General features: G+C 61.0%; 19 protein-coding genes and 6 pseudogenes. 15 read left to right on the top strand and 10 right to left on the bottom strand.

Translation table 11 applies throughout. The annotated features are described in order from the left end of the window. Positions 1-68 precede the first annotated feature (68 nt). The 3 genes from glgA (at position 69) to CXY73_RS05635 (ending at position 2,557) form a co-directional block, all read left to right on the top strand. Positions 69-1,250, top strand: a complete 1,182-nt coding sequence (glgA, locus tag CXY73_RS05645) for a glycogen synthase (protein ID WP_104177111.1) — start codon at positions 69-71, stop codon at positions 1,248-1,250. 99 nt (positions 1,251-1,349) lie between these two features. Next, entirely contained in the window at positions 1,350-2,132 is a 783-nt protein-coding gene (locus CXY73_RS05640; protein ID WP_104177104.1) for an ABC transporter ATP-binding protein, read from the top strand. 173 nt (positions 2,133-2,305) lie between these two features. After that, positions 2,306-2,557 carry a type B 50S ribosomal protein L31 gene (locus CXY73_RS05635; RefSeq protein ID WP_092448573.1) on the top strand — a complete coding sequence of 84 codons (252 nt, stop codon included), beginning with the start codon at positions 2,306-2,308 and terminating at the stop codon, positions 2,555-2,557. Between the two features lie 83 nt (positions 2,558-2,640). On the opposite strand, the gene CXY73_RS05630 is transcribed toward CXY73_RS05635, so the two are convergent. Further along, positions 2,641-3,327, bottom strand: coding sequence for an exonuclease domain-containing protein (locus CXY73_RS05630; protein ID WP_104134157.1), 687 nt, complete (start codon positions 3,325-3,327; stop codon positions 2,641-2,643). Between the two features lie 1,367 nt (positions 3,328-4,694). Here CXY73_RS05630 and gdhA point away from each other — a divergent pair. Both gdhA and CXY73_RS05615 read left to right on the top strand, forming a co-directional pair. Next, a complete protein-coding gene (gene gdhA / locus CXY73_RS05620; RefSeq protein ID WP_104177103.1) occupies positions 4,695-6,035 on the top strand; it encodes an NADP-specific glutamate dehydrogenase in 1,341 nt (446 codons plus the stop codon). Between the two features lie 541 nt (positions 6,036-6,576). Continuing rightward, entirely contained in the window at positions 6,577-8,091 is a 1,515-nt protein-coding gene (locus CXY73_RS05615; RefSeq protein ID WP_104134155.1) for a sodium:alanine symporter family protein, read from the top strand. Positions 8,092-8,126: 35 nt separating this feature from the next. Here CXY73_RS05615 and CXY73_RS05610 read toward each other — a convergent pair whose 3' ends face one another. Beyond that, positions 8,127-8,696, bottom strand: coding sequence for an IS30 family transposase (locus CXY73_RS05610; RefSeq protein ID WP_199185294.1), 570 nt, complete (start codon positions 8,694-8,696; stop codon positions 8,127-8,129). 145 nt (positions 8,697-8,841) lie between these two features. Between CXY73_RS05610 and CXY73_RS05605 the strand changes: the two are divergent. Both CXY73_RS05605 and CXY73_RS05600 read left to right on the top strand, forming a co-directional pair. Then, positions 8,842-10,044 (top strand): annotated as a pseudogene (locus tag CXY73_RS05605) (IS110 family transposase). Positions 10,045-10,347: 303 nt separating this feature from the next. After that, positions 10,348-11,336, top strand: a pseudogene (locus tag CXY73_RS05600) (IS110 family transposase). Between the two features lie 5 nt (positions 11,337-11,341). Here CXY73_RS05600 and CXY73_RS05595 read toward each other — a convergent pair. After that, a complete protein-coding gene (locus tag CXY73_RS05595; protein WP_104177101.1) occupies positions 11,342-12,121 on the bottom strand; it encodes an IS30 family transposase in 780 nt (259 codons plus the stop codon). Positions 12,122-12,223: 102 nt separating this feature from the next. Between CXY73_RS05595 and CXY73_RS05590 the strand changes: the two genes are divergently transcribed. After that, positions 12,224-13,978: a pyruvate dehydrogenase gene (locus tag CXY73_RS05590; RefSeq protein WP_104177100.1), complete on the top strand. Its 1,755-nt coding sequence runs from the start codon at positions 12,224-12,226 to the stop codon at positions 13,976-13,978. Between the two features lie 30 nt (positions 13,979-14,008). On the opposite strand, the pseudogene CXY73_RS22615 reads toward CXY73_RS05590, so the two are convergent. Both CXY73_RS22615 and CXY73_RS05585 read right to left on the bottom strand, forming a co-directional pair. After that, positions 14,009-14,149, bottom strand: a pseudogene (locus tag CXY73_RS22615) (CPBP family intramembrane glutamate endopeptidase); the annotation flags it as partial. A gap of 112 nt (positions 14,150-14,261) precedes the next feature. Continuing rightward, complete coding sequence (locus tag CXY73_RS05585; protein WP_104177099.1) at positions 14,262-14,588, bottom strand: hypothetical protein; 327 nt, start codon at positions 14,586-14,588, stop codon at positions 14,262-14,264. Between the two features lie 456 nt (positions 14,589-15,044). Here CXY73_RS05585 and CXY73_RS05580 point away from each other — a divergent pair, with 456 nt between their 5' ends. After that, entirely contained in the window at positions 15,045-15,590 is a 546-nt protein-coding gene (locus CXY73_RS05580) for a hypothetical protein (protein WP_146071642.1), read from the top strand. Between the two features lie 311 nt (positions 15,591-15,901). Here the strand turns inward: CXY73_RS05580 and CXY73_RS05575 are convergent, their stop codons facing one another. Continuing rightward, positions 15,902-16,396, bottom strand: a complete 495-nt coding sequence (locus CXY73_RS05575) for a Dps family protein (RefSeq protein WP_104177097.1) — start codon at positions 16,394-16,396, stop codon at positions 15,902-15,904. 523 nt (positions 16,397-16,919) lie between these two features. Here CXY73_RS05575 and CXY73_RS05570 point away from each other — a divergent pair. From CXY73_RS05570 to CXY73_RS05555, 4 genes and pseudogenes are all read left to right on the top strand, one after another. Next, positions 16,920-17,246, top strand: coding sequence for a hypothetical protein (locus CXY73_RS05570; RefSeq protein ID WP_092453158.1), 327 nt, complete (start codon positions 16,920-16,922; stop codon positions 17,244-17,246). Between the two features lie 747 nt (positions 17,247-17,993). Beyond that, complete coding sequence (locus tag CXY73_RS22265) at positions 17,994-18,707, top strand: hypothetical protein (protein WP_199185293.1); 714 nt, start codon at positions 17,994-17,996, stop codon at positions 18,705-18,707. 57 nt (positions 18,708-18,764) lie between these two features. After that, positions 18,765-19,064 (top strand): protein kinase, encoded by a 300-nt coding sequence (locus tag CXY73_RS23460; RefSeq protein ID WP_104177096.1) that lies wholly within the window; start codon positions 18,765-18,767, stop codon positions 19,062-19,064. A gap of 340 nt (positions 19,065-19,404) precedes the next feature. Then, positions 19,405-20,103: pseudogene (locus CXY73_RS05555) on the top strand (acetoin reductase); the annotation flags it as partial. A 678-nt stretch (positions 20,104-20,781) separates the two neighbouring features. On the opposite strand, the gene CXY73_RS05545 reads toward CXY73_RS05555, so the two are convergent. From CXY73_RS05545 to CXY73_RS05535, 3 genes and pseudogenes are all read right to left on the bottom strand, one after another. Next, positions 20,782-21,285, bottom strand: coding sequence for a GNAT family N-acetyltransferase (locus tag CXY73_RS05545; protein ID WP_104177095.1), 504 nt, complete (start codon positions 21,283-21,285; stop codon positions 20,782-20,784). An 81-nt stretch (positions 21,286-21,366) separates the two neighbouring features. After that, positions 21,367-21,576: pseudogene (locus tag CXY73_RS05540) on the bottom strand (IS3 family transposase); the annotation flags it as partial. Between the two features lie 96 nt (positions 21,577-21,672). Further along, a pseudogene (locus tag CXY73_RS05535) lies at positions 21,673-22,044 on the bottom strand (IS30 family transposase); the annotation flags it as partial. Positions 22,045-22,101: 57 nt separating this feature from the next. Here CXY73_RS05535 and CXY73_RS05530 point away from each other — a divergent pair. Together CXY73_RS05530 and CXY73_RS05525 are read left to right on the top strand one after the other, a co-directional pair. Further along, a complete protein-coding gene (locus tag CXY73_RS05530; protein ID WP_233198157.1) occupies positions 22,102-22,578 on the top strand; it encodes a class I SAM-dependent methyltransferase in 477 nt (158 codons plus the stop codon). Between the two features lie 194 nt (positions 22,579-22,772). Then, positions 22,773-23,159, top strand: coding sequence for a sulfate permease (locus tag CXY73_RS05525; RefSeq protein WP_104177093.1), 387 nt, complete (start codon positions 22,773-22,775; stop codon positions 23,157-23,159). Between the two features lie 134 nt (positions 23,160-23,293). On the opposite strand, the gene CXY73_RS22260 is transcribed toward CXY73_RS05525, so the two are convergent. Then, the gene (locus CXY73_RS22260; RefSeq protein WP_199185292.1) at positions 23,294-24,028 is read right to left on the bottom strand and encodes a hypothetical protein; all 735 of its coding nucleotides are present in this window, start codon (positions 24,026-24,028) and stop codon (positions 23,294-23,296) included. Between the last annotated feature and the right edge of the window lie 148 nt (positions 24,029-24,176).

Genomic DNA, 24,176 nt, shown 5'->3' with positions numbered 1-24,176 from the left:
TAGGGCCTCCCGGCAAGCGGACTGGCAACATGGCTGTGTGCGGTGTCGCCCTGCGCTACCTTTGCTCCATGCGAGTGGATCTGATGACCAAGGAATACCCTCCGGAAATCTATGGGGGAGCCGGAGTGCATGTGACCGAACTGGTGCGAGCCCTGCGACATGACATTGAGGTGTCCGTCCGGTGCTTCGGCGCGCCGCGTGACGACCTCGACACGTTCGCCTACGACGTACCCGCGCAATTGGTCGACGCCAATGCGACTCTGGGTACCCTCGGTGTTGACCTGCAGATGGCGCAGGACGCCGCTGGTGCCGATCTGGTGCACTCGCACACCTGGTACGCGAATGCGGCCGGCTACCTCGCCAAAATGCTGCACGGCATCCCGCACGTGGTTACCGCGCACAGCCTGGAGCCGTTACGACCGTGGAAGGCCGAGCAACTCGGCGGCGGCTATCGGGTGTCGAGTTGGATCGAGAAAACCGCCTTTGAAACAGCGGATGCTGTGATCGCCGTCAGCGACGGTATGCGCCGCGATATCCTGCGCAGCTACCCCGCACTCGACGCCAGCCGGGTGCACACGGTCTACAACGGCATCGATCTCGAGCGATGGAAACCAACCAGGGATGACGATTTTGTGCGCGGTCTGGGAATAGACCCCGACCGCCCCTCCGTCGTCTTCGTGGGGCGTATTACCCGGCAGAAAGGCCTACCCTACCTGTTGCGTGCGGCGCAGTTGCTGCCGCCGGAGGTGCAATTGGTGCTGTGCGCGGGCGCGCCCGATACGCCCGGAATTCTCGCCGAGGTGACGGCCGGCGTCGAATCCCTGCAGCAGGAACGCTCCGGCGTGGTCTGGATCAACCGTCTGCTGGCCCAGCACGAGCTTGCCGCGGTTCTGACGCAGGGCACGGTGTTCGTCTGCCCGTCCATTTATGAGCCCCTCGGAATCGTCAATCTCGAGGCCATGGCTTGCGGCCTCGCCGTGGTCGGTACTGCAACCGGGGGAATCCCCGAGGTCGTCGCAGACGGTGAGACCGGGCGTCTCGTGCCGATCGAACAGCTCACCGACGGCACCGGGATACCCCTGCATCCCGAACAATTCGTCGCCGATCTGGCCCGCACCCTCACCGAGGTAGTGAGCGATCCGGCCCGCGCTGCCGAGATGGGGCGCGCCGGTCGGGTTCGTGCCGAGCAAGTATTCGGGTGGGCCCAGATCGCCACCCGCACTCGGGAGATCTACGCCGCCCTGCTCTAAGCTGGCGTGCCGCTGTTGCCGGGTGTGTCACTCGTGTGACCCGCCCGACCGACACTCGCAGCGTCTGACGGCAGGCGCAGCGCCCGATAACATGGTTGCATGGTCAACGTTTTGCATTTCACCGACGTCTCCGTCGTCCGGGGTGGCACCGCCATCCTCGACTCAGTGAATTGGAGCGTCGACGACGACCAACGCTGGGTGATTCTTGGCCCGAACGGTGCCGGCAAGACCACCCTGCTGCAGATCGCCGCCGCCTTCCTACACCCGTCGACCGGCCAGGCCGAGGTGCTCGATGAGACCCTCGGTGGAACGGATGTCTTCGAGCTGCGGCCCCGCATCGGTTTTGCTTCAACCGCCATGGCGCGCAAGGTTCCTGGCAACGAAAAGGTCATCGACGTCGTCATGACTGCCGCGTACTCTGTGACTGGCCGCTGGAACGAAGAATACGAATCCATCGACGAACGCCGTGCCCAGCGCGTTCTGCAGGAATGGAACCTCGATCACCTTGCCGATCGCAAGTTCGGCACGCTTAGCGACGGCGAGCAGAAGCGGGTGCAAATCGCCCGCTCCGTCATGACCGACCCGGAGATTCTGCTGCTCGACGAGCCCGCCGCGAGCCTCGACCTCGGCGCCCGGGAATCCCTGCTGCAGCTGCTGAGTGGTTACGCCCGCGAGACGAACTCTCCGGCCATCATCATGGTGACCCATCACGTCGAGGAAATTCCCCTCGGATTCACGCACGTACTGCTCTTGTCGGGGGGCAAGATCGTCGCCGCCGGCACGATCGCTGAAGCGCTCACCGCCACGGCGCTCAGCGAGACCTTCGGCCTCAAGGTCGAGCTCACCGAAACTGACGGACGCTACGCGGCACGAGCGATCTAGGCCGGGCGCTGTCGCCGCCCGCCCAGCGCTCTAAAGCCTCGGTATTCTGCTAAAGTAAGTGGCTGGCCATCCGGCCAACCAGCTTGTCGTCGACTTTGGCTGCTAGCCCAACATTCGAACAGCACTGTGACCAGTTACAAGTCTGTTCACCAGAAGTGCAAAAGGAAATTCTCATGAAGTCTGACATCCACCCCGAGTACGCTCCCGTGGTCTTTCGCGACCTGGCTTCCGGTGCGACCTTCCTGACTCGTTCGACGGTCTCCAGCAAGAAGACCATCGAGTGGGAAGACGGAACCACGTACCCGGTCATCGACGTGGAAATCTCCTCCGAGTCACACCCGTTCTACACGGGCAAGCAGCGCATCATGGACTCCGCCGGACGCGTGGAGAAGTTCAACTCACGCTACAAGGGCTTCGGTAAATAGCACCAGTTTTGTAGAACCAGTTCTTCGCAACGAAAAAACGACCAGCTCCGGCTGGTCGCTTTTTCGTTTCTGTACCCGGTTAATCAGCGCTGTGGCCACGCAGTATCGGCCAAAAATTCGGGATCGCGCCCGCGGCGCATGTACTCCTGAAAACTTTCGGCCTGCTGGCGGTACCAGGTGACCTGTAGGGCGTGCAGTTCATCGAGGGTGGTCGGCAGGGCAACTCGGTGCGCACGGTGGATCGCCTGGGCGACTCGCCCGGCCGCGATCGCATCCGCACCGGCATCGTGTGCGTCATCGAGGCTGACACCGTAGAAGGCGCTTGTCACCTCGAGGGTGCGCTTGCCCTTGCGGTACTTATCGACGGCCTTGTCAATGACAAGTGGGTCGACCACCGGGCTGGGGGAGATGAGCGGGGCGATGCCGTAGCGGGCGGCTTCACGATGGAGCAGGGTGAGGTCGTACGGGGCGTTATAAGCTACGACGGGCAGTCCGTCGGCCAAGTGCCGGCGAAGTGCCGCAACGATCTCGGCGACGGCTTCGGTGGCGACGCGACCGTGTTGCACGGCATGCTCGGTGGTGATGCCGTGCACGTTGGTCGCGCCGGCGGGAATATCAATGCCCGGATCGACGAGCCAATCGATGCGTTCGACGGCGGCGCCGCTCGCGTCGAGCACTGCGACGGTGGCCGACACGATACGGCAGGATTCTACGTCGATGCCGGTGGTCTCAAGGTCGAATACGGCGAGGTGATCGCTCCAGGTGCTCATACTCCAACCCTAGAGCTGACCACCGACACTCTTTCACACCGCCTCTCTCGATTGATTCCCAGTCCCCGATGACCGATTTGTCGCCGCGGACGTTGCGTGCCAACTGTTGGATGGCCTGGTGGCCGCGACCCCATTCGAGCGGATGCCAGCGGTCGACGAAGCGCGAGCGTCAACACCACACTGCATAAGTTTGTTTCGGGACGCCCGGCCGGAAAGGCCCTGGTGAAACGTTCGACGGCTTCTGGTCAGAGCTGATGTTGGGCAGGTCACTGAGCTCACCCATATCATCACTCATCGCGGAGCCCGCTTTCCCAACAGTGTCAATGTTGGCTTGACAGTTGATCATGTGTCAATGCAGCCTTGACGCATGAACGCATCAACAAGGATTCGCACTGGGCGAACCGCGCTTCTGATCATCTTGGCTCTCGGTGTCTGCTTGGTGCTGTTCGCCGCGCTGATCGGCGTGGGCTGCCCGGGCTTGTAGTGCGCGTGGCTGGTTGGATAGCTCTGGTTGTTGGCCTGCTTGGTCTTGTCCTTTTTTTGATGCAGAGGTCCAGAGCAGCATCTCGCGCGAATCCCTGGCGTCCGGCGGACGACGAAGAGCGATGACGGGGGAGCTGGCGCTGACTTGTCGGTGCAGCTGTCCAAACTTGCAGCCGACAGGGGAGTAGCCCCCGGCGACCCGGACGGAGATCAATCCGCAGACATCCTCTTGCACTCGGTCACTGTTTCGGTGATCTAGCTCGCGTTAGTGCGCAGTTCCAGTCACAGGCGGCGTCGGTCTAACCAAAGCACCCAATTCGGCGGAACGCGGCTCGTGGTGGTGTCAAGCTGACGACTTTGAGCTTTGCGGCCGCGACGGCATTCTTTGACTTTGACCCACCAGACGACATCGCGGCACGGCTAGGCCAGCTGGCAGCCCCTGTGCTGATAGTTGCCGGTGCCGAGGACTGCGTTGTCGGCCCCGCACCCGTGAGAGCTATGGCACGTTTGTTCACTTCGAGGGTCTGAGTAGTAATGGAACGAAATCGTCCGCTAAGGATTGGAAAGGGGTTACGTGGGTTGCGGTTTTCTGCCGATGCTTTCTTTGTTGAGGCGTCCGTAGATCGTTGATCGTGGCATTTTGAGTAGGTCCGCGATCTGTTGGACGGTGTAATTGGGCTCAGTTCACGAAACGGACAAATTTGCACGTTAGCCGGCGGCGGTTGGAAGCTGGTAGCCACCCATACAGCGTGGGGTAGGTATGGCACAAAGAAGCCCAGTCTCCTGGACAGATGCCGGGCCATGATTGGTGAGGGAGGGTCCACACAATAGAGACCCGGTTTCATCTTAAAATGAGAGCCTGTGAAGTGGGAGGGTCGAGATTTATGAATGCTCATCTATTGTCGGTCAGAGACGAGGTCTTTCGCCGGAATCCGGGGGAGGCTGAGTTCCATCAGGCGGTGAATGAGGTGTTTGAGAGCCTCGAGCCGGTATTTCGAAAGCACCCACACTATGCCGAGGCCGCGATTTTGTCGCGCATCTGTGAACCGGAACGGCAGATTATCTTTCGCGTGCCCTGGGTCGACGACGCCAACGCAGTGCAGATCAATCGCGGCTTTCGAGTGGAGTTCAACTCTGCCCTCGGGCCATTTAAAGGTGGGTTGCGGTTTCATCCATCCGTCTATCTGGGGATCATCAAATTTCTGGGGTTCGAGCAGGTCTTCAAGAACGCGCTGACTGGAATGCCCATCGGCGGCGGCAAAGGCGGAGCTGACTTCGACCCGCGCGGCAAGTCGGACGGTGAGGTTATGCGTTTCTGTCAGTCCTTCATGACCGAGCTTTATCGGCACATCGGCGAATATACCGACGTTCCGGCAGGTGATATCGGGGTGGGCGGGCGAGAGATCGGTTACCTCTTCGGGCAATATAAGCGCATCACGAACCGCTATGAGTCCGGCGTCCTCACCGGCAAGGGTGTCGGCTGGGGTGGTTCCCTTGTACGACCGGAAGCCACGGGCTACGGCGTCGTACTGTTCGCGCAGGAGATGCTGAAGACTAAGGGTCAGAGCTTCGATGGTCAACGCGTGGTGGTGTCCGGTGCGGGTAACGTCGCCATTAATGCTATCGAGAAGGCACAGAGCCTCGGCGCCCGCGTGGTGACTGCATCCGATTCTGCAGGTTACGTCGTTGACGAAACCGGAATTGACGTCGAGTTACTCCGCCAGGTCAAGGAGGTGGAGCGTGGGCGGGTCTCTGATTACGCACAACGTCGCGGCTCCGCAGCGAACTATGTGGGGGGCGGTTCGATCTGGGATGTGGACGCAACGGTCGCCCTGCCCTGCGCGACACAGAATGAGCTCGACGAGGATGCTGCGGCCAAGCTCATAAAGTCCGGCCTAGTGGCGGTCGCGGAGGGCGCCAACATGCCGTGCACTCGTGAAGCCACCGCGTTGTTCCAGGAAGCGGGTGTGCTCTTCGGCCCTGGCAAGGCCGCGAACGCGGGCGGTGTGGCGACCTCCGCCCTGGAGATGCAACAGAACGCGCGGCGTGACGCGTGGACATTCGAGTACACCGAACGGCGACTGACCGAAATCATGGTGAATATCCACGACCGCTGTGCACAAACGGCCGACGAATACGAGATGCCCGGCAACTACGTTGCCGGAGCTAATATCAGCGGCTTCGTCCAAGTCGCCAACGCCATGCTCGCACAGGGGGTCATCTAGCCACAAACGTGCGTGACCGTGTGCATCCGATACGGCAAACCAAGCTGCTGCTCATATCGACTTTCAGCAACCCCTCATTTTAAGAGGACCCACTATCCGAAACATCCCCAGCAGCTCACAGACCACCCGGCTTCGACTCCGATAGCACCGCAGCTGCAACGTTATCGAGCGAAGCTTCTGCTCACTAAAGCACTGGCGAGGAGTGTCACCCGAGAACATCAATAAGGCCTTCAAGCGCAATGTCGGTGCCCGCCCCGCGTCGACAATTCTCAATCGCTTTCGAACGGGCAACCGAGATTTGATCGTCTGAAATAGATCGGACGGGCAGCGCTGCCGGTTCCGGTCATAGTCGTCGGCGAGTCTGTCAAATTTCTGCTTACTGCTCATGTTGTCCGGCGTTGTCCGACAACCGGCGCTAACCGGTCGGATATGACCCACGGAAGAATCAGGAGAGCCGCAAAAACCGGCTTATGATACGCTCCTGAACTGTGAAGTCGATCACTTGATTACTCAGCCGCATATTTGAGAGGCGTTATCTCTGATGAATTGGAATGACATCGAATCATTTCTGGGCGACGTCAGCGGTGTTGTGTGGGGGCCCTTCCTACTGATCCCGCTGCTGCTTGGCACCGGCCTGTACCTGACCATCCGGCTGGGCGGGCTGCAGTTCCTCAAGCTCGGTGCCGCTCTCCGGCTCGGCCTGCTCAAGCGCAAGGATGTCGGCGCCGAGGGCGATATCTCACAATTTCAGGCGCTGACCACCGCCCTGGCGGCGACCGTTGGCACCGGCAACATCGTCGGCGTGGCGACGGCCATCGGCATTGGCGGCCCCGGCGCACTGTTCTGGATGTGGGTGACCGGTCTGCTCGGCATGGCCTCGAAGTACTCGGAGGCGTTCCTGGGCGTCCGTTTCCGCGGGACGGACTCCGCTGGCGAGAAATCCGGCGGACCGCAGTATTACCTGGAACGTGGCATCCGGGGCCCGCTGGGCAAAGTGCTGGGACTCTCGTTCGCGATCTTTGCTGTCATCGCGTGCTTCGGCATCGGCAACATGACCCAGGGCAACGCGATCTCCTCCAACGTTGAGAACAGCTGGAACGTGCCCGTTTGGGTCACCGGCCTGGTGCTGACCCTCCTATCCATGGTGGTGTTGGTCGGCGGTATCAAGTCGATTGGCCGAGTCACCGCCCGACTGGTCCCGGTGATGATCATCTTCTATGTTGCCGGTGCCATCTACATCCTGCTGGCCAACGTCACCCAGATTCCGGCGGCCTTCGGCCAGATATTCTCCGAGGCCTTCACCGGAACCTCCGCGATCGGTGGATTCGCCGGATCGGCGATCATCATCGCCGTGCAGTTCGGTGTTGCCCGCGGCATCTTCTCCAACGAGTCCGGCATGGGATCGGCGGCCATCGCCGCGGCGGCCGCGCAGACCACCCACCCGGTCCGCCAGGGCCTGGTCTCCATGACACAAACATTCATCGACACGATCATCGTAGTGAGCTGCACGGGTCTGGTCATCGTCACGACGGGCGTTTGGAACCAGATCAACCCGGGCACGGGGGAACAGCTCTCCGCGGCGCTGATGACGGGGGAGGCCTTCACCACTGGGCTGCCCGGGGAGTGGGGCCACTGGATCGTGACCATCGGGTTGGTGCTCTTCGCCTTCTCTACCATCCTGAGCTGGTCGTATTATGGCGAGCGGAACATTGAGCGCCTGCTCGGACGCCGGGCCGTCATGCCTTTCCGCGTGTTGTTCTCCCTGGTCGTGTTCGTGGGCTGCACCGTCCAGCTCGGTGTTGTTTGGGCGTTCTCCGACGTCATGAACGGGCTGATGGCGCTGCCGAACCTGATAGGCCTGCTGTTGCTCTCGGGTCTGATCGTCCGCGAGACCCGGCACTACCTCAAGCACGATCCAAAGCTGGAGGCAACCAAGGAGGAAATCGAGGTCTTCATGAAGGACCAACCGGGGTGGGAACAGTGGAAGTCGGGCGACGTCATCGGCTCCACGCATAGCTACGGCGGCACAAAACCCGCCGGGAGGGTCATCGACTGATCCGATAGGCTCTTCTGCGCTCGAGACTGGCGATTTCAAGCGGTGGAAGCAACAGGGGTTATTTCCTTCTTCGAGACTAGCTCGCTGAGCAGGTTAGCTGGGGTGTTGCGTTTGAGGGTTTTGCGGGGCCGCTCGTTGAGTTCAGTGGCGACTTCGAGGAGGCGTTTGGCGCTGTGAGCGTTCAGATCGGTGCCTTTCGGGAAGTACTGGCGCAGCAGGCCGTTGGTGTTCTCGTTCGAGCCGCGCTGCCAGGGTGAACCTGGATCACAGAAGAAGATCGGAACCCCGGTTGCTTTGGTGATCTCCACGTGCCGGGCAAGCTCGGTTCCCTGATCCCACGTCAATGACCGCCGCAGAAAGGCCGGCAGACCTTCCAGCACACGGATGAGTCCATCGCGGAGTTCAGCGGAGCTGTGGCCGTTGGGCAGGTGCACCAAGATGACGAACCGGGTCGTGCGTTCAACCAAAGTCGCGATCGCCGATCCCGACGCCGAACCGACGATCAGATCACCTTCCTTACGTTGTTGTGGTGGGTGATTTCGGGACTGTCGTAGTGTGTCGATCACCCTCGGGTGGCGGGTATGGCTGAGATCGCCTTGCCGCATAAACGGCTCACTGGGAATGGCCGCCTGTTGCCCGCAGATGACTCGACCGCTGATTGAGAATTGCGACATTGATCGCTGGGTAAGGACGTGCCGGCGTGGTTATCGACAGGGAAACTGCTATCAACGAGACGGAAGGAACATTCAGATGCCAGCAGTATGGGCGGGAATCGATTCAGGAAAGCGGGCGCATCACTGCGTCGTGATCGACCAGACCGGGGAGATACTTCTCTCCCAACGGATAGATAACGACGAGACCGTGCTGCTCGAAATCATCGCCACGGTCACCGAGATTGCCGATAGGCACGAGGTCGTATGGGCGACGGATCTGAACTCAGGCGGCGCAGCTCTCCTGATTTCCCTGCTGGTCGATCACGGCCAGCAGCTGCTCTATATCCCGGGCAGAATCATTCACCATGCGGCTGCGACCTACCGCGGTGACGGCAAGACAGACGCGAAAGATGCCCGAATCATCGCCGACCAGGCACGGATGCGCACCGACCTCCAACCCGTTAGCGATGGAGATCAGATCAGCGTTGACCTGACACTCCTGACCGCTCGACGCCTGGACATCATCCACGATAGGGTGCGCGCAATCAACCGGCTCCGCGCGACCATGCTGGAGTACTTCCCCGCGCTGGAGCGCGCGTTCGACTACTCCATAAGCACAGCCGCTCTCACCCTCTTATCGACCTACCAGACGCCCGGAGCGCTTCGCCGGATGGGAGTAACGCGTCTGGCGGCAGGGTTGAAAACCCGCGGCTGCCGCAACAGCGCCACCGTCGCCCAGAAAGCAATCGACGCCGCGCGTGAGCAAGAAACGATGGTTGCGCACCGAGATTGTCGCCGCCACCCTCGTGTCGCGCCTGGCCGCCGTAATCACCGCAATCGACGCAGACCTCGTCGACCTCGACAAAACCATCACTGCCCGATTCAACGAGCACGAGAACGCTGAGATCTTGGAAAGCATGCCAGGATTCGGGCCCATCCTCGCCGCCACGTTCCTTGCCAACACTGGAGGCGACCTGCGCAGCTTCGAAAGCCCGGACCGACTTGCCAGCGTCGCCGGCGTCGCACCAGCCCCCAGAGACTCCGGCCGCATCAGCGGCAACCACCACCGACCCCGCCGATTCAACCGACGACTCCTGCGCACCTGCTACCTCGCCGCCTTGTCGAGCCTGAAAAACAGCCCCGCCTCGAGAATCTATTACGACCGGAAACGGGCGAAGGGAAAAACCACAAACAAGCCCTCCTCGCTCTTTCCCGACGCCGCATCGACGTCATCTGGGCCATGCTGCACGACCACACCCCCTACCAAGAACCTGCCATCCACCGGCCCCGCGCCGCTTGACAAAAACTGTGAGTCTTGGGGTGGCTGGTCCGGGACTGGCTGGCAGAGTTGGTGTTGGTCGCTCCGCCGTGGTCGTGACTGATGACAAAACTGGCCCTCGCGGGTGCCTTGCCTATGAACTGTCCGGCCGTGGTGGGTGACCGACGCCGGCCCGGCCCACCTCAGTGGCTTAATAAGAAGCATGCCCGATCCGTGCGGATCGTGGCTCATGACAGGTATGCCCCGAAGTGATTCCTCTCCGGATCGGCGCCGGTCGTCAGCGACTGGATCATCGCCCATCTCAAAGACAGGAACCCGGACACTATGGACACCATAGTTGCGCACACTCATCCGTTCGTTATCGGCGTGGACACGCACGCCAGAACCCACACCTACGCTGTCCTCACGGCGGCAGGTCAGCACCTCGGAACCGAAACGTTCCCCAATACCGCCGCTGGTCGATCCCGCGCAATCAACTGGGCCGGGCGTCGCTCTGGCGGCGTCACCGATGCGCTCTGGGTGATCGAGGGAGCCGGGAGCTACGGCGCCCAGCTGGCCCGCAACGTAGCGGACACCGGCTACCGTGTTGTTGAGGCCGCACGCATGGGCCGGACGGGCCGGCGCGGCATTGGGAAGTCCGACCCCCTCGACGCACGTCGGATCGCCGCCGCTGTGCTGTCCTTACCGGTCAATCAACTCCGCACCCCGCGGTAGGATGAGGGCGTGCGGGCAGCAGCGCAAATCCTCCTGACTGCCCGCGATGGACTCGCCGCTGAGCGCACCCGCGCGGTGAACGCACACGAGAAGAAGCCCTCGCCGCGACCACCGCGCGCACAGAAGCAATACGTCTAGCCAAACGCATCCTCGAGTTAGACACCGAGCTCGGCCAAAACATGACGCGTATTAGTGACCTCGTCGCAGCGAGCCCTGCAGCCGAGCTGCTGGAAAAAACCGGTATCGGTCCCGTCACCGCAGCCAGAACACTCGTCGCGTGGTCCCACCCGGGCCGGGTCAAGAGCGAAGCCGCTTTCGCCGCGATCGCCGGCGTGAATCCAATTCCCGCATCATCAGGCAACACCACACGGCATCGACTAAACCGTGGCGGAGACCGCCAACTCAACCGTGCCTTGAACATCATCGCAATGGTCCGAATGGTCCACGACCCGGGAACACACGACTACGTCGAACGCCGACGCGCTGAGGGAAAGACCGACCGAGAGATCCGCCGCATCCTCAAACGCTACCTGGCCAGAAGCATCTACCGGCACCTCAACACCGCGTCAGCCACAAAATTGGGGGTTGACGAGATATAGAAGCCTCATTGAGATTCCCAATGCCCGGGGACGAGCCGGTCGTCGACCTCGGCAGGCCGCTGGTCCAGGAGCGGACCCGAGAAGCGTGAACGCCTCGCGGTGCTACTGCGCCGGGGTAGCCGCCCGCGTCGGCCCGTGCGCAGGTGACGGGTCATCTCCCGCGTGAGACCATGTTTCTGCGGCGAATACAGGGCCTGGTAGATGCTCTCGTGCACGACCTGCATCTCCGGCTGGTCGGGAAAGTCGATGCTCAGCTGGTGGCTGATCTGACGCGGGCTCCACTGCTTCGTCAACAACTTCTGGATCGCATCACGAAGAGGCGTGCTCGTGGCGATCTTGCCTTGTCGTGGACGTTTCCGGGCAGCGTTCGCGAAGGTTTGGGCAGCCCGTGGAGCGTATCGTTTCGATCGCGGGGACCGATTGCGGCGCACCTCACGGCTGATCGTGGATGGGCTTCGACCTAACGCCACGGCGATCCCCCGCAGAGACGTCCCTGCCTGGAGCGCATCGGCGATCTGGACCCGCTCGTCCTCGGACAGATACCGCGGGGAGATTACGGTGGGGGCGATTCGAGAGATTGGGGCGTAGGTCGTCTCGCGGCCGTGCGCTTTTTTCACGGTCCGGCCGTGGCGCCAGCGCATCCCTGTTCGCCGATTGATTTTCAGTGTTCGACACGCCTCGGCGTTGCTGATTCCCTGCCTCATGAACCGAGCATATTCAACACGTGTCTCGGTCATTGGCAGCGCGCCGGTAACCTTCTTACGGGTTCGGGAACTGTCTGTCATCGCTACTCCTAGAACTCAGGTGTTGCGACGTTGGCTAGAATACGCCCCTGCGGGTATGGCCACCCGTGGCCCCGCGGCGCGGCATGTGCTTGACTGGGTCGCATGGCTCATACCGTTGCGGATCAGCTCATCGCACAGCTCTCAGACGCCGGGGTGCGGCGCATCTACGACATCGTCGGCGACAGCCTTAACCCGATCGTCGACGCGGTGCGGCGCAGTGGCGGGTCGAGGAAGGGCGGCATCGACTGGATCCATGTGCGCAACGAAGAGGCGGGAGCGTTCGCTGCCGGCGCCGAAGCTCAGCTCACCGGCGAACTCGCCGTGTGTGCGGGCAGCTCGGGCCCCGGCAACCTGCACCTGATCAACGGACTGTACGACGCTCATCGCTCCGGCGCACCCGTGCTCGCGATCGCGAGCCACCTGCCGACCAACCAGATCGGCACGTCGTTTTTCCAGGAGACGCACCCCGACCGGCTTTTCGTCGAATGTTCCCACTACTGCGAGCTCATCTCGACCGCCAAGCAGGCGCCTCGGGTGATCAACGCCGCGATGCGGCATGCGATCGGTCTCCGCGGCGTCGCGGTCGTCACGATTCCCGGCGACCTCGCCGAGCTCGACGCCGACCGCCCAGCGCCGACGCTCGTGCTGCCGTCGCGGGCCGCGCTGGTTCCGGATGAGGCGGACATCCGCGCGCTTGCGTCGGCGATCGACTCGGCGAAGACGGTCGCGATCTTCGCGGGCATCGGTGTCGCGGGCGCCCACGACGAGGTCGTCGACTTTGCGGACCTCCTCGCCGCTCCCATCGGACACTCGATCCGCGGCAAGGAGTACATCCAGTACGACAACCCCTTCGACGTCGGTATGACGGGACTTCTCGGGTACGGTGCCGCTCACGCCGGCATCCACGATACCGAGCTGCTCATCCTGCTCGGCACCGACTTTCCATACGACCAGTTCCTGCCCGACGGGCGCAAGGTCATGATCGCCCAGGTCGACAGTGCACCTGACCACATCGGACGGCGGGCGAACGTCGAGTATCCGATCCACGGCGACGTACGCTCCACGATCGCGGCGCTCACCGCGCTCGTTGCTCCAAAGACCAATCGCAGGTTCCTCGAGAAGACCCTCGATCGCCACCACAGGCTGCTCGACTCGGTCGTCGGTCAGTACACCGACGTTGAGACGACGATTCCGATCCATCCGGAGTTTGCGGCATCCGTTCTCGACGAGCTGATGTCGAATGACGCGATTGTCACGGCCGACACCGGAATGTGCAACGTCTGGCAGGCCCGCTACATCACCCCGAACGGACGCCGTCGGCTCATCGGCAGCTACCTGCACGGGTCGATGGCGAACGCTCTGCCGCAAGCGATCGGTGCGCAGCTCGCCCACCCGGGGCGACAGGCCGTCGCGATGGCGGGCGACGGCGGGCTGTCGATGCTCATGGGTGAGCTCATCACGGCGGTCGCCTACAAGCTGCCGGTGAAGGTCGTCGTCTTCAACAATTCGACCCTCGGCCTCGTGAAGCTCGAGATGCTCGTGGACGGGCTGCCTGACTTCGGTGTCGACGTTCCCGCTGTCGACTTTGCGACGATCGCGAAGGCGGTCGGATTCCATGCGGTGCGTGTCGATGACCCGCGAATGCTCCGCAGCGCCCTCGCGGAGGCACTCGCGCACGACGGTCCCGCGCTCGTCGACATCATCACCGACCCGAACGCGCTGTCGCTGCCTCCGACGATCACCGCTGACCAGGTGAAGGGCTTCGGACTCGCGCTGTCGAAGGTCGTCCTGAACGGCGGCGTGGGGGAGACGGTGCGGATGGCGCGGTCGAACATCCGCCATTTGCCTGGCCTGTAGCGGCCGTCGCGCTGTCTGCGAGCGAGTCGGTCAGTACACGAACACCTGCAGCCACTCGCGATTGTGCGCATGCACGCGGAACACGACGAGGTCGAACAACAGGTGCACGCAGACGACGTAGGTGAGTGCCTTAGTGCGGCTGAAGATGTGGCCCTGCAGCAGTGCGAACGGGATCGCGGGTGCGCTCGTGAGTGAGGTTCGACCGGGTGCGGTTCGGGTCCCGCAGCTGGCGGATCGGCTCTGGTGGCACGAAACTGGCCCGCAGCAGGTTGTGGGCGGCGAGCTAGGCTAACCACCTCGCTTCTGAGACAACGGATTGACGTCCCGGGATATTGCGCGCAGTTTTTGCATTGGCCAGTTCCACGTTCAGCGACTCGGCCAGCAGAAAATTGAACGGTTTCCAGTAGTCGCCGGTGGCCTCCACCACCACCACCGTCGCCGCGGACTCCTCCAGGTCACGGCGCAGGCGCACGATCTCGTTCGTCGTCGACCCATACGTGGCCGCGGTCTTGCTGAATGTTCCCGCGCGTGTCCCCGATATTCGGATACAGACCTTCGCGTCGCGTTTGGAGATCTCCATCCCCGCGGCACGTTCGTGCACGATGTCCATCATCTACTCCTTCGCATCTGCTTCTAACGGCACCGCCGGCCGGTGGTGCCAGGTGCCGCGGGAAGGGCGGGGAAAATGATTCAGGAATCTACTAACCGGGCTCATGAAACCCCATGCTGCTGGGCTTGCGGCACCAATCCACGGTTCCCGTGGAAGCCCTCCACACCACGCTCGTAAAAAGGATCGAAGGGCTAAGACACACCGGCGTCGACCGCGACACCATCATCATCCGCCGCTGCCCAACCGGGGTCGCCTCAGAAAAAGGAATAAAACGTACGCTAACGGAGCCGGCCCGTAGAGCACCTGTCGTGAAATTGCTTGTTGCAACAGCGTGATCGTACGAGACGGATTTCCGTACTCCGCGATAGGGCCGTGGGCGCAAGTGCCCCTTTACGACCATTCGCATCGGTCAGGAAGGAAGCCGTCCTTTGGATTCGCCGCTATGAGAGACTGACCGTGATGACAATGCTTAGGGCGAGGTGGGGAGCAGCCCTCGTCTGCGCCATCGTGCCGGCTGTGGCCTTGGCCGGTTGCAGTACTGAGTATCACGGTTACGACAGCAGCATTGATGGTGTCCTCTGGCGACAAGTTGCCAGTTTCGAAGATCCCCTGTCTCGAAGTATCTACGCGCCGTTGGTAAACGAGCCGACGGCGTACCTCGATTCTGTCGACAGCGCACTCTGGGACAGAGCAGCAGCCTCGGTGGCAGACCTCGGAGTCGAGGACGGCGGGGTCGTCTTGTACGATATCTCCTCAACCGAGTCGACTGCGGAGTTCTCTGTGTTCATTAGCTCTGGACCTCGATCCGATGATTCCGCCGATGAGGTGCTCTATTACAACGGTCCGAGCTCTGTCTTCACCTGCTACGGAATCACGGCGCGTTTTTATCCGGAAGCGACGCCGTTAGTGGATCGGGTCATTTTCGCGGAGTGTCCAGCAGCTCTGGTGAAGGCGGCGCCACTGGACGCGGCCTTCGCTAGTGGGGAAGTGTTCGATGGGTAGGGCGGAAGCCGCCGCGGGCGGTTGACCAGCTGATGGGTGGAGTCGAGGAGTCGGGGTGAACGCGGAGACTGATGTAGCCGGCGGACTAGAGGATATGACCACCGATACCGCTCTTGCCCTTCCTGTCGGAGTGGTCGCGTAAAGCGCTGATGAATCAGATCATCAACCGCACTCGCGAACGAATCGGATCCGCTCCCACCAACTTCACGCGGCAGCTGCCCTTGCCGATTGGGAACTTGGGCGTCGGGCAGCCAAAGACTCGTACGTGTTCGAGTTCTTTGAGCTCACTGACCAGGTGTCTGGTCGTCTCGCTACGCCTTACCCACCGGTCGGGTGGAATCTTTGGTGGTGGGCTTGCGTGGGGTGCGGTTCTCGGCGCTCACCATCCATACGTACTGCTCGAGTTTCTCTATGAAGCCGTGCAGGATGTCGGCGCTGGTCGGGTCTTCCTCATCGACCTCGTCGTGCACGGCACGGATGTTGTCGACAGTGGTGTTCAGTAGCGCCGTGATCAGGGTCACCGTCTCAGTCGTATCAACTTCTCCCTCGGGAAATGCGGGTAGGTGTGTGGTCATTGTCACAGTGCCGGAGCGGCCGTCGGGCAGGGCGTCAAGGGCGCGCATTCGTTCGGCGAGCTCGTCAGAGAACAGACGCGCGTCGGTGATGATCTCGTCGAGCTGGAGGTGTAAGTCGCGGAAGTTCTTGCCCACCACGCTCCAGTGCGCCTGCTTGCCTTGGATGTGAAGCTCGATCATGTCAACCAGAACTGACTGCAAGTTGCTGCCGAGTTGTGCGGATGCTTTCATGGAGTTCCTTTCATCACGAGCGGGAAGCAGGTCGGCCTAATGATCAGCCGGCTCCCCGCCTACTGGACCGTCCCAGTTCTTATGCCGCCGTTTGCCGGCGGCTTCGCTTTTTCATGGGCCGTTTTCATCAGCGTAATAGTTGCACTTGTACTTTTCAGATGCACGTTACCGAGAGAGCTATGCAACCGTCGATCATTGCACCAGTCGGGCCAGTCGGAGGTGGGTTTCTCAGCATCGCGGGGTCTGAAACATACCTGGTGCAATCGGTGAATTTTGGCGTGGTGCGGTCATGCTGATCTTTAGTTTTAGGAGAGCATCACTCCACAATGCCCCATTGGTCGAATATTCCGTCGCAGACCGGTGCCGAGTGCTGAGGGACAAAAGAATTGTGACGACACAAAACGTCGATGAGGGTAGGCGGAGAACGGGCACAGAGGGAGCAGATGCGTGCTTGGCTCTGGCATTTTCTTCTCGCGAGTGGCAACGTGGGTACTGCGCAAGACGAGACGGAAGGATGCCGATAATGTCAGAGTCGCAGCGAGTGCGCGATCAACGATCGCTGACTACGTCGATGGGCGCTATCTGGCTTGTGGTGGGTGGCGCTCTTACGCTCATCTGCGCCGGGCTACTTTTCGCTATGCAGTGGCTCAGCCCAGCCGGGGTCGCGACCACAGGATTGGTTATCGTATTGGTTCTGTATGCGGCGATGGTGGTCATCCGTTTTGCCGTGAGTCGTAGGCGACTGCGGCTCGGCCTCCTTGCAACGTTTACCCTGCTGATCGTGATTATTTTTCTCATCTGTGCGGTGGTCGTCACGGCAATGGAGTGGGGCGCGGTCAGCCCGTCGTAATTGTGTTGACTTTGCCATCCCTGTTTGATTCCTGTGGATTTTTTCCGCGCGGTCACAGAGGCATCGAATTTTCCTCGGATGCGAGTCCGTCATGTTCATAGGCGTGGTGTTGTTGCAGCGAGCCGATAGGTAGCAGCTTGTCGGGTCACGTCCGGCTGGATGGGCGCCAGCGTCAAGGCTCACCGGCGCAGGCGCCATGACACGTCCATGGCGGTGCGTTCGATTGGGTGCCGTCAGGGCCGGTTCGGCTTGTGCGCAGACGATTACCGGGAGGCTTCATGGTCCGGCCCATACGGTTGCGAGGCAACGAGCGGCTCGTTAGCACTGTGATCGGGTGGAACACAATGAGAGGTATCACGCTGGCAACAGCGAAAAGAACGGTGTGGCGGGTGAAATCGCAGATAACCAGGTCACGTAGCCTGCAGGCGGTCAAAGCCGCCATCGCCGTCGGTATAGCTTGGTCTGTCGCGCCGTACTCGCCCGGAGTGGCCGATGATTACCCCTATTACGCACCACGGGTGCCCTCGTGAGCATGTATCCTACGCTCATGGGCTCGATGAGGAATGCCCTGCACACGCTGGGTAGCCTTGTCGTTGGGATTCTGCTCGCCGCAGCAGTGCTCGGTTTCAGTCAGCTAAATGCAGTGACCCTTTCGGTCGCCGTCGGTGTTGGCGCTCTGATCGCTGCCGCTGGATGGTTCGGCAATAACCGCGAATATATCCCGGTTACGGTTGTGTTCGGCTCGTCGTGGGCGGCCCACACGCCGATGCCTACTCCATCGGATACGTCGTGCAAATCAGCCTCGGCATTGTGATTGGGCTCTTTGTTAACATGCTGGTCTTTCCCGCGGTAAACCTCAATGATGTGGGCCGGCAGCTCTCGAAATATCGCTCGGTGCTGGCAGATCATTTGTCCGAAGTCGCCGGGGCACTGACCGAGAGCTGGCCGCCGGAGCGCGACGGCTGGGCATCCCGCAGTGACGCGCTCGTCAGTATTTCTGGCGACCTGCGCGCTGCGTTGCACCAGGCCGATGACACTCGCAAAGTCAATCCGCGGGATCGGATCCACCATCGAGACCTGAGCGCTGATTTCAAGGACCTGGTTGCCCTTGAAACCATCGCCTTTCACGTGCGGGACCTCACGGAGGTCCTTGCCGGGGCGGCGTGGGGCACCCCGGTAGACGTCGAGCTGAAACCGGAGTTGCGCCCGTCACCGAGTTTGGCTCTTGACGCGGTGGCTGCGGTGTTCCGCGACTGGGATTCGGGAAATACGGATCGAACGTCGTATTCCGCTGCAGCGGACACGCTTGCGTCCCTCATGACCGAACTGGACGAAAGGCGAGACTCGGCGCCTGCGACATCGATGGGTGCCGCGACAGGCATCGCCATGGATATCGCTCGCATCCTCGCAGCCCTGCGCTCCCGGCTCGAACAGCCCCCGAACCGCACAACTGATGCGTAGGGTCTCACCATTCTGGTAGCACGCTCTGATACCGGAGTGGAGCGGTGTGTAGACCTCATGCGGTCCGGCATGTACTTAGTCATAGAGCTCCTTACCGGAGGCATGTTGCGCGCTAAATTGCGAGTGCGCAAAATACCAGTGCGGGAAGTCGTGGAGATCAGGAAATACCTGGCCGAGAGGAATGAATATAGTCACGAGAAAGGCGTAGTCCATCGTGACATGATGCCGCCGAACGTCCTTATGGCGGTCTACCCGGGAGGCGATGACCGGTCGAGAGCGAAACTCTTCGATTTCGGTGTTGCATCTGTGCGTGCCCACGAAGCGTCGGAAACCTCGACGGGCGGTACCGCTGCCTAACTCAGCCCGGAGCAAATCCGCCAAGAGGAAGTCGGACCGGTGAGCGACATTTATTCGCTTGGGCTCATGCTCCAGGAGCGTTTCTCCAGTCACTTAGAAGTCCCGGGACGTGACCCGATTCGTTCGTACTCGGGTGGAATTCATGTGACAGGCATACGTTTATCAAGACCCCGTGACGCAATAGTTGCGCCGTCTCGTCGGGCGGCCACCACAGACGTAGTTCACGTTGCGGCTGCAAACAAAGGAAAAATCCATGACAGTTCAAAACAAGGTCGCTCTCGTTACTGGCGCAGGTCAGGGAATAGGCCGGGGGATTGCGCTTCGATGAGCACAAGATGGCTTCGATTTTGCGATTGCAGACCTCGACTTTCAAAAGGGCAAGGCTGACAGCGTTGTGGCTGAAATTGAGGCGATCGGCCGCAAGGCTATTTTCGTGGCTGCGGACGTTTCTCAGCGCGAAGATGTCGTGGCTGCGGTAGATACAACGGCTAAAGAGCTGGGCGGGTTCGACGTGATCGTCAACAACGCAGGTATCGCCCAAGTGAAGCCGATTCTAGAAATCACCGAAGACGAGCTAAGCAGCATCTTTCGCATCAATGTTCATAACGTGGTCTGGGGCATTCAGGCAGCTGCCGCCAAGTTTGAAGAACTCGGCCATGCAGGCAAGATCATTTCAGCTGCCTCGATCGCTGCGATCCAGGGCTTCCCCATTCTGGGCGCTTACTCGGCTTCCAAGTTCGCCGTACGCGGCCTCACGCAAGCTGCCGCTCAAGAGCTCGCGCCAAAGGGCATCACGTTAAACGCCTACGCTCCCGGCATCGTCGGCACGGGAATGTGGGAGTTGATCGACGTGGAGCTCAGCAAGATCAATGGCAAGCCTCTCGGTCAAAACCTCAAGGAAAACGTGGAGGGCATCGCACTTGGCCGGATTGAAACGCCCGATGATGTCGCCAGAGTCGTCTCATTCTTTGCGGGCCCTGATTCGGACTATGTTACAGGTCAGGTCTTCCTGGTCGATGGGGGGATGCTCTACAATTAACCTCGGGCCGACAGGTCCGATGCCTTCGTGGCCAACTTGGCTGCGGCGAATGTTCCAGATAGAAGCCCTCTTCACGTGAGGGTCTGCTGAAAGTAGAGATCCGCAGCAGCCCAGGGTGTGAGCGATGGCATTCCAGCGCCGGTAATTTCCACAGTATTCGTGAGACGCAGGGTGGGTTCACGTGGTGGAAGCAAGAACTCTCTCGTGTCGATGACATGCGGGATGTCCGAAGAAGTTGGAAGGCCATTGACAGTTGGGTGCCTGTGCTCGTGCCTCTGCCGGTGCGGCATGGGCACGGGTTCTTAGAGTCTGGGGGCTGCGGGTACGTCGAGGTCGGTCTCGACGAGGTGGTTGAAGTAGTTGGTGAAAAGGTTCACTGCGATGTGGGCCGAGAGCTCGGTGAGTTCGGCATCGGTCCATCCGGCGTCGAGGGCGGCCGGGACTGCTGGAGCGACACCGGTCGGTCTTGGTTAGCTCGAACAACTGGCTTCCCCGCCGCTATCAGAAGGTGCGCCCGATCTAGATCCAGCCTCGTGAGACCCAGTTCTGGCCAGAGCACACGGCTTGGGGCCGATAGGTGCATGTAGCGTAGATCATGTTCCGTCGACAGCGAGCACACTTGCTTCGATCGTCATTTATGAGCACAATCTCAAGCCGGTACGGCGAGGCCGCAGTGAGCTATGAAACGAGTGCCGTGAGCAGTGCGGCGGCGCCCGTGTCGCCCGTGTTGGTCTGCTCGCCGACCGTGGTGAAACCGAGACGTGAGTGGAAGGCCAGCAACTGCGGATTGGGCGGAAAGGTATTCACTTCGCACACCACTTCGGTGGCGTGGGCCTCGCGAGCAGCCTGAAAGACGGAGGCGTAGAGCAATTCGCCGAGGCCCTGGCTTCGTGCGTTTGGCGCCACGACGATGCGGTCTACATAGAGGAAGTCGCTCGATCGGGCTTCAAACCAACGGTAGCTTTCACTTGCATATTCGGCGGACGGGGCAAAGCCGATCACGAAACCAGCCACGGTGTGCACATCCTCCACCGTCGTGACCACGACTGAGTGAGTAGCAGTAGCTACGAGGGTGGCAAGCAAATCAACGTCAAGGGCGTAGACGGCGGGAACTGCCTCATTGTTGAGCGTGAGCACCTGGGGGAGATCGAGAGGGTTGAGGGAGCGAAGCGCATACGTCATGGTGTAGACGATATCCCGAAGAGCTGAACGTGGCCTTACTGCGCACGTCAAGTTTTTGAGACAGTCTGTTGTGTTTTTCTTCTATGCCGCAGCCAGTTGGCGGCGGTCTTGGTACGCGGCTAGAGCTGCGGCCGGTTGTAATCCTCCGTTGTGGGAGTGGGGCCGCCGCCGGTTGTACCAGGATTCGATGTATTCCATCACCGCGGTGCGTGCGGCGAGGTGGTTGTCGAAGTGCTGCTGGTAATACATCTCCGTTTTCATATGGGAGAAAAACGACTCTGCCACGGCATTGATTGAGCTGCCGCGGGTATTTCGGACAGCGGAATTAGTGGATTCTTCTACGCTGCCAATGCTTGGGTTTCATCTGTCGTTGCAACACCGCGCTGATTAAGTCCTGATTAGTAGATCACGGAATCGCTCTGCCGGGGTGTCCCAGCCGAGCGTTTTACGGGGTCGGCCGTTCAGTTCCTGCGCGACCCGTTCCAGATCCTCGAGGCCATAAACCGACAGGTCGCTTCCCTTCGGGAAATACTGGCGCAGGAGCCCGTTGGTGTTCTCGTTCGAGCCCCGCTGCCAGGAGCTGGCCGGGTCGCAGAAATACACCGGTATGTCTGTCGCGGTGGTGAATGACTTGTGGGTCGACATCTCTGATCCCTGGTCCCAAGTCAGCGACCCGCGAAGGTGTGCCGGCAGCGTGCCGATCGTGGCCACCAAACCGTCACGGACGGCGTCGGCTGTGTGGGCGCCCGGTTCGTGGACATGCTCGCTTGTCGTGGCTCGACGATCCTCGACATTGGCTGTGGGCACGGATCGGCCGTGAACGGACTGCGTGCTCGGGGCTACGCCGCCTTTGGGATCGACCCCACGCCCGAAGTGTTGGGCGTGGCACTCGACTACTTCGACTCAGACTGGTTCCGAGAACTCGGCGTGGGGGGACTGGCGCCGGAACGACTTGCTGGGCTGGGAATTCCAGACACCTACGACGTGATTCTGATAACGGGAAACGTTCCGGCGTTTTTCTCAGGCGAGGCACTGCGTCAGGCTTTTGCCCAGGTGAGCGCACTACTGAAACCCGGCGGTATTTTCGTTGTGGGAACGTCGAGCCATAGTCGTGGCGGTCCGCAGGACCAAGATGAAGCTGTTGGCAGGACTGCCCTGGGGCTCATGCATCGATTCTCGGATTGGCACCTTGGCCAGTATTCACGCGATTCCGCCTGGTCCGTGAGCGTGTACGCCGCACTCGGCGAATCGAGCTGGCCAGAGACCCCCGACGGGATCTTCATCTTGACGTAGGCGTGGCATCTCCCTTTTAGCCGGTCACGACACGCGGGGGAGCCTCCGCTCTGAAATGTGCGCGGCACTTTCGCCTGCGGGCATCAGGTTCTACAGTGTTGGTAGGCAACCTTTATTACTCGCTGTCGCTCGGTGCGACGGTATGACTTTCAGTCCTTCAGGTTCTTGTTGCCGAACATCTGAAAGGGCGCGTCATGTTCGACATTATTCTTGCCACCACCGCCCGCTGCTACTTCTTCTTGCGCCGGTTCATGCCGATGGCGATCGTGATCGACGCGATCAATACCCGGCGCGGGCTGAAGTGGGGCGTGCCGGCGATGCTGCTCGCCGTTCCCTATGCGATTGCTGCGGTCTATTTCCGAGCTCAGGTAGGTGAGGGTGGGCCAGGTTGGCTGAACCTACTCGTGATCTTGTGTCTCTGGAATACCTTGAAGCTTCTTCATATCGGGCCGATCAGCCTGCTGAAGTTGATGGTGGTGCGCATTCGTGAAGCGCGAGCTCGGCGTCGAATGACTCGGGTGTTGCTTGGCGACGGTGTCGAGAGCTTCGACGAGCCGGTACACATGACTACTCAAAGATGAATGCTTGTTCAGGACCGACCTGCGGACCGCTGAGTCGCGGCCGGATCGGAGTCCAGACTTGCGACTGGACGAGCCTTCGTATGCGGACCTCGCGGGTGATCTCTAGATCCTGGGGAAGCTAGAAGAGGCGAGCTTTAGTCGGACCGATCTCTCGCCATCCGGCCGCACACCCACTCTTCATGCTCATCGAGGTCGAACTGGGCAAGGGTGAGGCTTTCATCGATCCACTCCTCGGACTTGATTGCAGTTTTTTCCTGGTCGACGTCGAGGTCCGGCTGGCTCACAGTAGTAACACCCAACCAGACGGGCAATGCCTGTGTATCGAGAATGATGCTGAGCAGCTTCAGCTGGATTGAAAGCGCCTCCTTCGTATCGTCCGGCAACGTCGCCCAAGCAATAGTGTGCCCGCCCCTAGCGACTACATCGCGGGCAGACACGATTGGCTCAACATGTCGAAACTGGATGGTGCGGCCAAGGAGCTCAGCGCGCTGGATGATGGACTGCCGGGCTTCATTCCACAGCTCAGCGCGTGGCAAGGCGGCCCGTAAGTCCTCTAGCGCCTGCTGTGCAGCATCAAGCTTCTCCGCCTCGGCCTCTTTTCGAAGTTGGTGTCCTTTCCAGACGAGTACGCCGCCCACGGCAAGGAGTGCGGGCAAAGCAACAATGCCAGACAGGACCGCGGTGCCGCCGGCGATGCCCATGCCGCCAGCTGCGAGGGATCCGCCACCGAGCCAGGCAAGTGTGGCGCTTGAAGCAGCAGCACCGGACAGAGAGGCAATCGCAGTCCCAGTTGATGCCGTCGCCGCTGCCGAGACTGCGGCAAAGGCTCCAGCTGCTGTTCCTGCCCCTACGCCGACTCCGGCGATCATACCTGCAGCGCTCTCTGTGACCGTTCTAAGAAGAGTGACCTGAGTCTGCTCCCGCAGCCTCCGAATTTCGAACTCTTGCGATCCCGAAGAGGTCGCGTCCAGTGATCCAACGTCATGCACATCATGCAGCGGCGGCCAGTCGACCTTT

Source organism: Cryobacterium sp. Y50 (assembly GCF_002929805.1).
Taxonomy (GTDB): domain Bacteria; phylum Actinomycetota; class Actinomycetes; order Actinomycetales; family Microbacteriaceae; genus Cryobacterium.
The sequence above is the reverse complement of the archived record's forward strand: the minus strand, read 5'-3'. Positions and strand labels throughout refer to the sequence as shown.